Here is a 12,335-nt window from a genome sequence, read left to right as displayed (position 1 = left end):
TTCAATGCCGCCCCAGAAAAGCCAATAATGCTCGCCGCTTATACATCATTGCGGGGGAGCCAGGCGGTCGGGAATTTTATTTGACGGCCTACAGTGATCACAACTATTGGAGTCCGTGGCTGTCTTAGCGAGTGCTCGTTGCGTCGATGAATTCGAAGAATAAAGTTTACAACTCCGGAGTTACAGTGTGTGCAAAAGCTTACGTTCGTGTGAGATTTTGCTTACAGAAATGTTGGCACGCAGCATGTAGCCTATAGAAGAGTCGATTTGCTAGCACAGTGTCGGCTCACCTCCGGCATGGATGCCAGGAAAGCGCGACACCTGCCGAGTGGTGTGACTGCCAGGGAGAGTCTTGGCTTCGTTTTCTGCACGACAAACCCAGATTATGCGCAGCAAAACCCCGCCTGCGCTTGCCCTTCTTGGCCTCCCAACGTATCTACCTTAGTGCTTGCCACAGCCTAGAGCTAACCAGTTTGATGTCTCTTAATTTTGAAACAGGTAATCCCCCCGAAAAACCGAGGTGCTCAAAAGTCGAATTTTCCGCAAGCTACACGCAGGGAGATTCTGCATGAAAAAATCACCAAACTTTGATCATGTGCAAACTTTTTCCAAACCCGCCGCCGCTGTGCCTTATTGGCAAAAACAACCGGAGAATCGGTCAATGACTGCAGGCAGTGCCGTGGCTATACTCTTGCAAACGATTGCGGAATATCACTGCAAGATCACAAAAACCAAGGAGGAAATTGATATGAGCGACCTGAAAACCAGGTTCGACGCGGCAGTGAACGACATCAAGACTGCGGACGGTGATTTCAAGCCATCCAACGAGATGAAGCTGGAATTCTACGCCCTGTACAAGCAGGGCTCCGAAGGCGATGTATCAGGCAAGCGCCCGGGGATGATGGATTTTGTGGGCCGCGCCAAGTACGACGCCTGGGAAAAGTGTAAAGGCATGTCCAAAGACGACGCCATGCAGAAGTACATCGACAAGCTTGAGGCCCTCAAGTAATAAACCGCCCTGCATTCCGCTCCCGGCAACAACCCCGCCGGGGCCGACAAGCCGCCTTCAATCACCGTATCTGACAGAGCGTCTTCAGCAATGGAGCGGAACGGAATGGTTTCCAGCGTTGAGCGTTGCTCCACCTCAAACACCAGACTGTCGCCAGGGCTGGCCTGCGCACTGGCTGACCCTGCTACCATGAACAGGAAAGCCGCTGGGATAATCCGGAGGCGTATCAATTCAGATGATCTGGCAATACGATGCAAGACATTCATGGAGTCCATCCTGATCTGCGACACGCCTTCTCCGAAAGCTGTCAATTTTTGATCAGTTTATCCCCAAGCCAGTCGTATTTCACAGTTGACTGACCGTTTTGTGACAACTTTCACTAGTGCGAACAATCGAATCCTGAAATTCGCATGCCATGCAACACAGGAGCAGCCTTGAAGACACCGCTTATCACCCGACAGGGCTACGACGACCTGCAAAAAGAGCTCGACGAGCTCTGGCGATTCGAGCGCCCGGAGATCACAAAGAAGGTTACCTGGGCTGCCAGCCTGGGTGATCGCAGTGAGAACGCAGACTACCAGTACAACAAGAAGCGGCTCCGGGAAATCGACCGCCGGGTGCGGTATCTGAGACGCTGCCTGGAAAACCTTAAGGTGGTTGATCAGCGCCCGGAGCAAGAGGGGAAGGTCTTTTTCGGTGCCTGGGTAGAAATCGAAAACGATGACGGCAAAATCCTGAAGTTCAGAATCGTAGGCTATGACGAGATTTTCAACCGCAACGATTATATTTCCATCGATTCCCCGATGGCCCGCGCCCTGCTGAAAAAGGAAGTGGGCGACGAAGCCGAGGTGAAAACCGAAGCGCGGACAACCACTTGGTATATCAATGCCATTGAATACCAGGCATAAAAAAACCCCGTAAAAACGGGGTAAGGCTAGCGCTGTGCTGGAGGAAGAGACAAGCGGCTATTGGTGCTTGCCTCTGTCTACAATGCTTATTCTCCACACCCGGTATTACCGCGCCCTTGCCGATGAATTACCTTTTAGTCAGGGTAGGCTGGGCAGCTCTGGCTGGAAATTAGGTTGCACACTCTAGGGAACGCCGATAGCTTTCAGGTATCAAATCTTATATCCGCTTCCAGCTACGGAGATAGCAGCATGAACACACAGAAGATCTTGAATATGGCCCTTGAAGGCGTCGACGCTCTGGGCTTTCGCCTCGACCAGATGGGTATTACCGGAAAGGTTAACCGCCACAATATTGCGGCTTTCCTGATGTCAGAGCAGAAGCATCTCGAAGGTGAGTGGGACAGTATTCAGGTCCGCCTCAACCTTCGTCGTTCACAGTTTGAGCGCATGACTCAGCAGATTGAAACCCGCACAGATGCTCTGATCGCGCCGGTAATGGCACAGGTCAACCGGTTCCGCCCGAGCCACTAAAACCTCAGGCTCGACCGGTGTGGGCTGAGGCAGAAATGTCATTGCCGGCCGAACCAGCAGCCTGCTCCGCTTGAGTCGCTCTGATACGCTTGCGTATTCCGGTAAACGCTGGCATACGCACGGCTACCGTCAGGCCCGGCGGCACCTCGTCGGGATAGGTATCGCTAAGCACAATCCGGCTCTGGTGAATCTCGGCAACGGCACTCACCAGGCTGAGGCCCAAGCCGTTACCCGGCAATGAGCGGCTCTTGCCAACGCGGTAGAAACGTTGGAAGACCTGATCCTTCTCATCGTCAGGAATGCCAATACCGCTGTCCCTGACTTCAAAAACGGCATCCTCACCCTCTTTCCGCACCGCCACACCAATCGTGCCGTTCTCGGGCGTGTATTTGATCGCATTATCAATCAGGTTGCTGATCATCTGGAACAGCAAGTCCCGGTCGCCTTCAATGATGACTCCCGCTTCCAGAGACTGCTCAAACGTCTGATCTTTATCTTCAGACAACGCCTCATAAAGCTCACAGGCATCAGACACCAGCTCATCCAGCGCAACCTGTTTCATATCAGAAGAGTTGCCTTTGGTTTCCAGGCGCGCGATACGTAGCAGTGCATTAAAGGTTGCCAACAACTGGTCTGCCTCTGCAACGGCACGGCCAGCCTGCTCTCGAGCCTCGTCGTTATCGACGGACATCAGGGTGTTTTCTAGCTGGTTGCGCAGTCGCGTGAGAGGTGTACGAAGGTCATGGGCGATGCTGTCTGACACGTGTCGGATACCTTCCATCAGGTAAACAATCCGGTCCAGCATCTGGTTCAGGTTTTCCGCGAGCTGGTCAAAATCATCCTCTGTCCCGCGAGTCGGAATGCGAAGGGAGAGGTGTCCGTTCATGATTCGCCGGGAGGTGTTGTTGATGATTTCGATCCGGCGTGTTGTGCTCCGGCTCATCAGAAAGCCGCCAAGCAACGCCAATGCAAGGGTGATCCCCATGCCCCAGTTAATAGCCGTTTCAATAACCCTTTTAAGGTTGGTGAGCTCGTCAACATCCCGGCCAACCAACAATCTGAGGCCGCCCTGAACCTCAAAAATACGGGCACGGGCCAAGCGTTCCGATCCGGTCCACCCAACAGCCGAGCTAAGCGTAAAATTGATCCAGCCGCTTTCAGAGCGAGAACCTTCCGGCCAGGTCTCTATGTTGCCGGCGAGTTTCAGGAAATCTTCGGTCGTCAGCAGATAGATGGTTTTTGCATTAGGATCGCGGGCGACCCGCTCACGGATGATTGTGATCAGGCCATTGACACCCCGCCCCCGGTATTGCTCCGCCAACCCGGCGATTTCCGCCTCAATTGTCTCGTCGGTCTGGGCGGTCATAAAGCCCGCTGTACGCCAGTAGATAAAGGCCAGCAACAGAAATACCGAGGTGGCAAACACCACCATATACAGCAGGGCAAGCTGGAAGGACGATGTCCTGAGCTGGCTAAGCAGTTTCACGTAGCATGTACCCTGCACCACGGATGGTTTGCAGTAAGGGCGTCTCGAATTCCTTATCGATCTTTGCCCGAAGACGGCTGATGTGCACGTCGATCACGTTGGTCTGGGGATCAAAATGATAGTCCCAGACTTTCTCCAGCAGCATGGTCCGGGTGACCACTTGGCCGGCATTGCGCATCAGATATTCCAGCAGCCGGAACTCTCGAGGCTGAACATCAATATTCTGGCCCGAGCGCTTTACCGTCCGGGCAAGCAGATCCATTTCCAGATCGGCCACCCGCAGCACGGTTTCGGTTTCTGCAGACTGGCGGTTCCGGCGCACCAGCGACTCAATCCGCGCAAGAAGCTCGGTGAAAGAGAAAGGCTTGGTCAGATAATCGTCACCGCCGCCCCGCAGGCCTTCAACGCGATCGTCGACATCACCCAAGGCGCTCAGGATCAGTACCGGTACCTGGTTTCCCGTGGCACGAACCGTCTTGATGATGGAGAGACCATCCATGCCTGGGAGCATGCGGTCGACAATCATGATGTCGTATTCTTCACTGGCGGCCATCATCATGCCGTCTTTGCCGTCAGCAGCGTGATCTACTACGAAGTCTGATTCCTTCAGCCCTTTAACAAGATAGTTTGCTACGTCCTGATCGTCTTCGATTACCAGCGCTTTCACCGGATCCCCTCCTGATAGCGGATTACATTAGCAACAGAGTACGAATAACTCGGGACACCGACCAGTTACGATCTTGTAAGAGGGTGTCGCCAATGGCGACGGTCAGTTTTGTGCAGGCAGCCAATACAGGCTTTCTGCAGTAGCACCCGAGGGCAGGTATTCCGCGCTTACCCAGCCGTCATAATCCATTTTATCTATCGCTGAGAAAACATTCGAAAAGTTAATCTCCCCTGTTCCCGGCTCATGCCGACCCGGGTTATCCGTAAACTGAATGTAACCAATCCACGGCAACAGGCACTCCATAGAGCGCACGAGGTCCCCATGCATTATCTGCATGTGGTAAATGTCGTACTGCAAGCGCAGGTTATCGGCTTCAATTTCCTCGATCAGAGCGATGACCTTTCCGGATGTGTCAAGAAAAAATCTGGGCATATCGACCCGCGCATTAATGGCTTCCAGGCACAACGTAATGCCCTCATCCGCCAGCTTTTCAGCCGCCCACCCAATATTGGCCACCAGCGTCTGCCAGGCCGTGTCCTCATCCAGCTCCACCGACTTCAGCCGCTTTGGCAAAACGCTCAGTAAACGGCATTTCGGTATGCAGCATTGACAAATTGGCAGCAAAACGCGGCATGGCCAATTACTCCTTGGGGCCCGGGCCATTGGCAGCAAGGCGGGTTCCGTTAATATGCTCCAACTCCAGTAGCAGACCGCTGTGATCAGCATCACTGTGGCCATTGGCCACCAGAGACAGGTATTCATTATGCACCTGCTGTGACAGTGGCAGCGTCAACCCCTCTGCCCGGGCCTCATCCAGAATCATACGCAGATCCTTTAGTTGGATACGGGCGGGCGCACCGGGGGCAAAATCCCGGTCAATCATTCGCTGACCGTGCAGTTCCAGAATCCGGCTACCCGCAAAACCGCCCATCAGCGCCTCGCGCACTGCCGCCGGATCAGCCCCGCCTTTGGCGGCCAACAACAAGGCTTCAGACACTGCCCCAATGGTAATCCCCACAATCGCCTGATTAGCCAGCTTGGCAAGCTGGCCGGCACCAACAGGCCCGATCCTCGTGCATTTGCCCAGCACCTCGAATATTGGCCGCGCACGGAGAACATCTTCCTCCGAGCCGCCAGCCATGATGCTCAATCGTGCTTCCTGCGCACCCAGAGTGCCACCGGAAACTGGCGCATCCACATAACCTACGCCTTTTTCCGCCGCAAGAGCAGCGTGACGACGAGCTACCGACGGCTGAATAGAGCTCATATCAATCACCAGAGCGCCCGGTTTCATAGCTGCCATAGCACCGCTTGCAATCATCACTTGCTCCACTACAGCGCTGTTTTCCAGCATGGTGATCACAACATCCGCGGTTCGCACGGCGTTTGCAGGGGTGTCAGCAACCGTTGCTTCACTGGCAAACGGCTCGCACTTGCTGGCCGTGCGGTTCCAAAGAGTCATAGGAAACCCGGCATCCAGCAGATTGCGGGCGATGGGGCCGCCCATCAGGCCGATGCCGAGCAAAGCGATATGGGGGAGTTTTTTTGTCATGGGAGTGAGCCTCTATCCAGCATCGGAGGAGGAGACAATTGGGCAGGCCTTTCCAAAACACGCTGTAAATACATCCCTGTACGCTCGGCTCCGCCATCCATGGCTCCGCACGGTTTTGGAAAGGCCTGCCCAATCGCCTCGTAGACTTGGGTGCCATTACACACTATACAAACAAAAACGCCACCAACCTGAACGGTGGTGGCGTTTAAAAAACACTTAAGCGTGAACTACCAGATCAGGCAGCTTCAACCATCTGCAACCGGATCTTCTTCATCGCATTCTTCTCAAGCTGGCGAATACGCTCAGCAGAGATGCCATACTTGTCGGCCAACTGATGAAGCGTTGCCTTGCTCTCGGATAGCCAGCGCTCACGCAGGATATCCTGACTGCGCTCATCAAGCATTTCCAGCGCTTCCATCAAGCGCCCGTTGGAGTCCTCAGTCCAGTCTGAATTTTCGAGCTGGACAGCTGGATCACTGCGACGGTCTTCCAGATAATACGCCGGTGCTTTGTAAGCGCTGTCGTCGTCATCATCCATGGGGCCATCAAATGCGGTGTCATGGGAAGACAAACGGCCTTCCATTTCCCGCACAACTCTTGGCTCGACTCCCAGGTCCTCAGCTACAGCGTGTAACTCATCGTGGCTCAACCAAGCCAACTTTTTCTTCTGGCTGCGAAGATTGAAAAACAGTTTGCGCTGGGACTTGGTGGTCGCCACTTTAACAATGCGCCAGTTGCGCAAAATAAACTCGTGAATTTCTGCCTTGATCCAGTGCACTGCAAAGGAAACCAGCCGGACACCGTACTCCGGGTTGAAGCGCTTGACGGCCTTCATCAGGCCCACGTTGCCTTCCTGGATCAGGTCTGCCTGCGCCAAACCATAGCCGGAATAGCTGCGAGCAATGTGAATAACAAAACGCAGGTGCGACAGTACCATCTGACGGGCCGCGTCTACGTCTTCATCGTAGTGAAGACGCTCAGCCAGTTCCCGCTCTTCATCCACGGTAAGTACCGGGATGCGGCTCGCGGCCTGGATGTAAGCCTCGAGATTGGCGCCCGGAACCAGTCTTTCAATGAGCTGTAAGCTCGTACCCATGCTTTATCCTCCGAACCTGACGATCGCATAATATATACGAATAAAACTTAGACCGCCACGAACCTTAAAAGTTCCAGAATTATCCAATATTACGTTTTAAATCAACAAAATGGATAATTCTCCCTGACTTTTTCTGCCAACAAAGCTAACTCGCAATGCACCCCGGTGACAATACGGTCTTACCGCAATCCGGACCACTAGCCACCGGCAATTTCGCCCGGCTCAATATCACTCAGATGGCGCTTTACCGCAACCCAGGCGCCGAGCCAGCCTAGCAGCATCGCCGCAATAATCAATGCGAGCGCACCGTCAATACTCAGGCCGCTGAGTGAAAAATCACTGCGATACAGCCCGGCAAGACGCTCAACAGGCCCGCTCAGCCACCACAGCGAAAGTTGCAGCAATATCCAGGCAACAACGCCACCGCCCAGCCCAAACCAGGCGCCGGTGTACAAAAACGGCCGACGCACAAAGCCATCGGTCCCACCAACCAGCTTGGCCACCAGAATCTCATCACGACGACTTTCAATCGACAGTCTTACGGTATTGCCGATTACCAGCACCACGGCCACGGCCAGCAATATTGCCAATGCCCACACGGCCCGTGCAAGCAGGTCTGTCATGGCGTTGAGGCGCTGCAGCCAGCCGAGATCCACCTGAACCCGCTCTACACGATCCATACTTTCAATGAAGGTTACCAACGCGGCAACACCGCTCGCAGATCGGGCATTCTCCTCAGGCGTGATCAGCAGCGTATGGGGCAAGGGGTTTTCTTCCAGATAATCCAGCGCGTCATCAAGACCCGACGATGCCCGGAACTCTGCCAGCGCCCGATCCCGGTCTACCAGTTCCAACTCTGCCACGCGGCCGTCTGACGCGATTTCGCTGGCCAGCTTTCGGGTCTGTTCAAGACTGGCATCGAGATCCATATACGCGGTCACACGAGCACTGCTCTCCCATCCGGCACTCACGCCCTGGAGGCTGGTCAACAACAACAGGAGCGCGACCGGCAAAGCCAGCGCAACACCCATAACGGCCCAGGTCATCAGGCTTGCCACCGGCGTTCGCCAAAGACGACCCGCGCTGTCGCGGGCCACTTTCCGGTGATGCATGAAATAAGACTCTGCCTGCTCTCGCCACGGCGAGCGGGATACTTTGGCACCCCGAGCAGGGTCAGGCTTGCGGGATCTGGATGAGGAATCAGCGGCCACTTGAGCCTCCCTGCAACGGCGTACCGCCTGCAATCAGGTTGCCATGATCCAGGGTCAGCGTGCGCCGACCCATTTCGCTGATCAACGCAAGGTCGTGGCTGGCAATCAACACGGTCACACCTACCTGACTGAACTGGGCAAACAGGTTCATGATATCGGCGGACAGCTTCGGGTCGAGGTTACCCGTAGGCTCATCCGCCAGCAGCAAGGGTGGTTTGTTCACCACCGCGCGGGCGATACCCACGCGCTGCTGCTCACCACCGGAGAGCTGCAGAGGGTTCATTTTTTCCTTGCTGAGCAGGCCGACCTTGTCCAGCGCCGCCCGGACCCGCCGGCCCATGTCGCGGGGAGAGGCACCCATCACCTCCAGCGGCATGGCAACGTTATCGAACACGGTACGGTCAAAAAGCAACTGATGGTTCTGGAACACCACACCGATGTGCCGGCGAATATAGGGAATCTGTCGCCTCGGCAGACGGTTGAGCATTTGACCACCCACGACCACTTCGCCGGCGCTGGGTCGCTCCATAACCATAAGGAGTTTCAACAGGGTACTTTTGCCTGCTCCGGAGTGCCCGGTCAGAAACGCCAGTTCACCGCGATCGAGGTGAAAATTCACCTGGCGCAGTGCGGTATGGTCACTGTCATACCGCTTGGTAACCTGACGAAATTCGATCATGGCGGGCTACTGCTCCAAAAAACCGGATTATTCAGCAAACAAGGCATCCACAAACGTTTCGGCATCAAAACTGCGCAGGTCATCAACCTGCTCGCCAACGCCGATAAAACGAATGGGAAGCTGCAGTTGGCGAGCAATGGCGAACACGATACCGCCTTTGGCGGTGCCGTCCAGTTTCGTTAAGGTAATACCGCTTACCCCAACGACTTTCTGAAATACCTGGGCCTGGCTCAGGGCGTTTTGCCCGGTGCCGGCATCCAGCACCAGCATCACTTCATGGGGCGCAGAGTCATCCAGCTTTTTCATCACCCGGACGACCTTTTCCAGCTCACCCATCAGGTTGTCTTTGTTTTGCAGTCGGCCTGCAGTATCGGCAATCACCACGTCTACGCCACGGGACTTGCCAGACTGGATCGCATCGAAGATCACCGACGCGCTGTCAGCGCCTGTGTGCTGGGCCACAACCGGAACGTTATTTCGCTCTCCCCATACCTGCAATTGCTCCACGGCAGCCGCACGGAAGGTGTCACCAGCGGCCAGCATGACCGACTTACCTTCACCCTGGAACTTCTTGGTGAGCTTGCCGATGGTGGTGGTCTTGCCAACGCCATTTACCCCGACCATGAGGATTACATAGGGGTTTTTCGTTGAATCAATCGTCAGCGGCTTGGTGACATCCTTGAGCAAGCCATACAGTTGATCACGCAAGGCTTTGCGCAACGCTTCGCCATCCTTGAGCTGATTGCGCTGGAGCTTGTCGGTAAGCGACTCAATAATTTCCGAGGTTGCGGTGACGCCCACATCCGCCATCAACAGTGTGGTTTCGATTTCTTCCAGTAGGTCTTCGTCAATTTTCTTGCCGGTGGAGAAAAGGTCCGTCAAACCGCCGGTGAGGCTTGCCCGGGTTTTACCCAAGCCCTGCTTGATACGCTCAAAAACACTGACCGAAGGCGCAGGCTCAGGAACCTTTGCTGGCTCTGGTACAACAGCCGGCTCAGCAACTGCCGGCACTTCCCTGGCTTCCTCAGGTACAGGCCTGGGGGCTTCTGTGGCTGTCTTCTCAACCGGTGCCTCGGGCGCAGGGCCTTTTACAGCCTCCGGTTTGCGCTGAGGAACAGGTTTGGGGCGCGGCACGCGGCGGCGGTTGCTGGCGATATCCAGCACAAACACGAGCACAAGAAGGGCCAGAAGGCCGACGGAAATCCACTCTGCCATCATAAAGTCATACCATCAGTCTGATTGGGCGGGACGAATAAAGCGCACATTCTAGCAGAGTGTCTTCAGGAAGTGAGGATCGCTTGGATTATCACGGAAGGCGGGATTTCCGTTAACATACGCAACCTGCAGTGACCGCGACCCACTTCCAGAGCTACCGACATGACGCGCAAAAAACCCACAGGCTCTCGCCTGTCACACAAGCCTTCCAAGGGGGCAACCCAAGACCCCGGCCACAATAGGAATCCTGCAGGGGAGCTGCGCATTATCGGTGGTGACTGGCGTAGCCGGAAGCTCCGTTTTCCTGACGCGGGTGGCGTTCGCCCAACGCCTGCACGCACACGAGAGACTCTCTTTAACTGGCTTTCATTTCATATTGCGGGGAGCCACTGTCTGGACCTGTTTGCCGGCTCCGGCGCGCTGGGTCTGGAGGCACTTTCCAGGGGCGCCGCCCATACCACTCTGGTTGATAGCAGTGCGGCACTGGCAACTGCGCTACGAGATAACCTGCGGCTGCTCGGCTCGGAGTCCGGTGCGGTGGTTTGCACCAGTGTCGACACCTATCTCGGCCAGCAAGCGCAGCAACCGTTCGACATTGTCTTCATGGACCCGCCGTTCAGGAAGGGCTGGCTGACCACCCTGCTTCCACTGATTGACGTTCATGGCTGGGTAAAACCCGGTAGCTGGGTCTATGTGGAACATGAGAGTGACCTCCCGGCGCCGACGGCACCCGCCAACTGGCAGCTGCATCGTCAGAAAACATCTGGCCAGGTCACTTACTGTTTATTCCGGGTGATTCAAGCCGCCGGGCGCAGTGAGTAAGCCCGCAAATGGGCTGCAAAATCTTCCAGATACCGGATACCGCTGGTCTCTGCTTCTTTGCACCATTCCATTAGCGCTTGCAGCTTTTCCTGGGGCTTGAGCCCACGCTGGCGCCAGAGCGCCTGTAATTCATGACTCTTCTCGTAAATCTGGCGCAAAACTGCGTTGCTCTCCAGAACCGACTCCAGCGTCTCTTTTTCCCGGGGTTTTATCAGTGTTACTTCCCGTGACAGAAGTTGCTTGAGCTTACGGTACCGAGGACGGATCTCATCGTCCATCAGGCTTTTTTGCTGACGCAAAGCCGGCTCCGTCACACGCTTGCGATACTGACGCATAATATCGAAACGGTTGTTGGCAATGGCCTGCACGGTTTCTACATCCATATCCTGCTTGCCCGGCACATAATGGGCAATCGGGCGATACCCTTTGGGTTTGGCAAGACCGAACAACTGAAACAGGCGGATGTAGCCCCAACCCATATCCACTTCGTACCAACGACGCGAAAGCTTGGACGAGTTCGGGTAGGTGTGGTGGTTGTTGTGTAGCTCTTCACCACCAATCAGAATCCCGACAGGAGAAATATTGCGGGCGTTGTCCGCGCACTCAAAATTACGGTAGCCCATCCAGTGACCAATACCGTTCACAACACCGGCAGCCCAGAAGGGAATCCAGGCCATTTGCACCGCCCAGATCCAGATCCCGTGCACCCCGAAGAGCGCCAGATCAATCACCGCCATCAACATAATGCCCAGCATTCTGTAGCGGCTGTACAAGTTGCGCTCAACCCAGTCTTCCGGGGTGCGCTGGCCGTAACGCTCAAGCGTCTCCGTCGTGGCCGCCGAGGCGTAGAGTTCTGCGCCTTCAAACAGCACTTTCTTTATTCCAAGCACCACCGGACTGTGAGGATCTTCTGCTGTCTCACATTTGGCGTGATGCTTGCGGTGGATCGCAGTCCACTCTTTGGTATTCTGTGCTGTGGTCAGCCACAACCAAAAACGAAAGAAGTGCTTCAGTACGGGGTGCAAATCCAGTGAGTTGTGAGCCGAATGACGGTGCAGATAAAGCGTGACACTGATAATAGTGATGTGGGTCATACCCAGTACAACCAAAATCAGCTGCATCACCGAAAGGTCAAGAAGACCGTTAAACCACATAGTTA

Annotated in this window: 13 protein-coding genes; 4 read left to right on the top strand and 9 right to left on the bottom strand. The window is 55.1% G+C overall.

Going from position 1 to position 12,335, the window contains the following annotated elements:
- Positions 1 to 748 precede the first annotated feature (748 nt).
- From ACN0V1_RS09675 to ACN0V1_RS09665, 3 genes are all read left to right on the top strand, one after another.
- Complete coding sequence (locus ACN0V1_RS09675) at positions 749 to 1,009, top strand: acyl-CoA-binding protein (protein WP_339780809.1); 261 nt, start codon at positions 749 to 751, stop codon at positions 1,007 to 1,009.
- Between the two features lie 434 nt (positions 1,010 to 1,443).
- The gene (gene greB / locus ACN0V1_RS09670) at positions 1,444 to 1,917 is read left to right on the top strand and encodes a transcription elongation factor GreB (protein WP_417544795.1); all 474 of its coding nucleotides are present in this window, start codon (positions 1,444 to 1,446) and stop codon (positions 1,915 to 1,917) included.
- Positions 1,918 to 2,166: 249 nt separating this feature from the next.
- Complete coding sequence (locus tag ACN0V1_RS09665; RefSeq protein ID WP_417544794.1) at positions 2,167 to 2,448, top strand: hypothetical protein; 282 nt, start codon at positions 2,167 to 2,169, stop codon at positions 2,446 to 2,448.
- Between the two features lie 4 nt (positions 2,449 to 2,452).
- Here ACN0V1_RS09665 and ACN0V1_RS09660 read toward each other — a convergent pair whose 3' ends face one another.
- From ACN0V1_RS09660 to ftsY, 8 genes are all read right to left on the bottom strand, one after another.
- Positions 2,453 to 3,934, bottom strand: a complete 1,482-nt coding sequence (locus ACN0V1_RS09660) for a HAMP domain-containing sensor histidine kinase (protein ID WP_417544793.1) — start codon at positions 3,932 to 3,934, stop codon at positions 2,453 to 2,455.
- Positions 3,921 to 4,601: a response regulator transcription factor gene (locus ACN0V1_RS09655; protein WP_113816488.1), complete on the bottom strand. Its 681-nt coding sequence runs from the start codon at positions 4,599 to 4,601 to the stop codon at positions 3,921 to 3,923. The genes ACN0V1_RS09660 and ACN0V1_RS09655 overlap by 14 nt, the downstream gene beginning before the upstream one ends.
- 102 nt (positions 4,602 to 4,703) lie before the next feature.
- Complete coding sequence (locus tag ACN0V1_RS09650; protein WP_417544792.1) at positions 4,704 to 5,174, bottom strand: hydroxypyruvate isomerase family protein; 471 nt, start codon at positions 5,172 to 5,174, stop codon at positions 4,704 to 4,706.
- Between the two features lie 67 nt (positions 5,175 to 5,241).
- Positions 5,242 to 6,153: an NAD(P)-dependent oxidoreductase gene (locus ACN0V1_RS09645; protein WP_417544791.1), complete on the bottom strand. Its 912-nt coding sequence runs from the start codon at positions 6,151 to 6,153 to the stop codon at positions 5,242 to 5,244.
- 235 nt (positions 6,154 to 6,388) lie between these two features.
- A complete protein-coding gene (rpoH, locus tag ACN0V1_RS09640) occupies positions 6,389 to 7,249 on the bottom strand; it encodes an RNA polymerase sigma factor RpoH (RefSeq protein ID WP_291948403.1) in 861 nt (286 codons plus the stop codon).
- Between the two features lie 197 nt (positions 7,250 to 7,446).
- On the bottom strand, positions 7,447 to 8,460 hold the full coding sequence (gene ftsX / locus ACN0V1_RS09635) for a permease-like cell division protein FtsX (RefSeq protein WP_417544790.1): 1,014 nt from the start codon (positions 8,458 to 8,460) through the stop codon (positions 7,447 to 7,449).
- A complete protein-coding gene (gene ftsE, locus ACN0V1_RS09630; protein WP_417544789.1) occupies positions 8,450 to 9,139 on the bottom strand; it encodes a cell division ATP-binding protein FtsE in 690 nt (229 codons plus the stop codon). The genes ftsX and ftsE overlap by 11 nt, the downstream gene beginning before the upstream one ends.
- A gap of 27 nt (positions 9,140 to 9,166) precedes the next feature.
- Positions 9,167 to 10,357: a signal recognition particle-docking protein FtsY gene (gene ftsY, locus ACN0V1_RS09625; RefSeq protein WP_417544788.1), complete on the bottom strand. Its 1,191-nt coding sequence runs from the start codon at positions 10,355 to 10,357 to the stop codon at positions 9,167 to 9,169.
- A 159-nt stretch (positions 10,358 to 10,516) separates the two neighbouring features.
- Here ftsY and rsmD point away from each other — a divergent pair, with 159 nt between their 5' ends.
- Entirely contained in the window at positions 10,517 to 11,176 is a 660-nt protein-coding gene (gene rsmD, locus ACN0V1_RS09620) for a 16S rRNA (guanine(966)-N(2))-methyltransferase RsmD (RefSeq protein WP_417544787.1), read from the top strand.
- Here the strand turns inward: rsmD and ACN0V1_RS09615 are convergent.
- Entirely contained in the window at positions 11,152 to 12,330 is a 1,179-nt protein-coding gene (locus tag ACN0V1_RS09615) for a fatty acid desaturase (protein WP_417544786.1), read from the bottom strand. The two genes, rsmD and ACN0V1_RS09615, sit on opposite strands and share 25 nt — an antisense overlap.
- Positions 12,331 to 12,335 lie beyond the last annotated feature (5 nt).

Source organism: Marinobacter sp., assembly GCF_048266785.1.
Classification (GTDB): Bacteria; Pseudomonadota; Gammaproteobacteria; order Pseudomonadales; family Oleiphilaceae; genus Marinobacter.
This window is presented reverse-complemented; position numbering and strand designations above follow the sequence as displayed.

Excerpts from the sequence above, each read along its gene's own strand:
- ftsY (WP_417544788.1), bottom strand. The coding sequence starts at position 10,357 with ATGATGGCAGAGTGGATTTCCGTCGGCCTTCTGGCCCTTCTTGTGCTC.
- ACN0V1_RS09675 (WP_339780809.1), top strand. The coding sequence starts at position 749 with ATGAGCGACCTGAAAACCAGGTTCGACGCGGCAGTGAACGACATCAAG.
- rsmD (WP_417544787.1), top strand. The coding sequence starts at position 10,517 with ATGACGCGCAAAAAACCCACAGGCTCTCGCCTGTCACACAAGCCTTCC.
- ACN0V1_RS09665 (WP_417544794.1), top strand. The coding sequence starts at position 2,167 with ATGAACACACAGAAGATCTTGAATATGGCCCTTGAAGGCGTCGACGCT.
- ftsE (WP_417544789.1), bottom strand. The coding sequence starts at position 9,139 with ATGATCGAATTTCGTCAGGTTACCAAGCGGTATGACAGTGACCATACC.
- rpoH (WP_291948403.1), bottom strand. The coding sequence starts at position 7,249 with ATGGGTACGAGCTTACAGCTCATTGAAAGACTGGTTCCGGGCGCCAAT.
- ACN0V1_RS09645 (WP_417544791.1), bottom strand. The coding sequence starts at position 6,153 with ATGACAAAAAAACTCCCCCATATCGCTTTGCTCGGCATCGGCCTGATG.
- ACN0V1_RS09615 (WP_417544786.1), bottom strand. The coding sequence starts at position 12,330 with ATGTGGTTTAACGGTCTTCTTGACCTTTCGGTGATGCAGCTGATTTTG.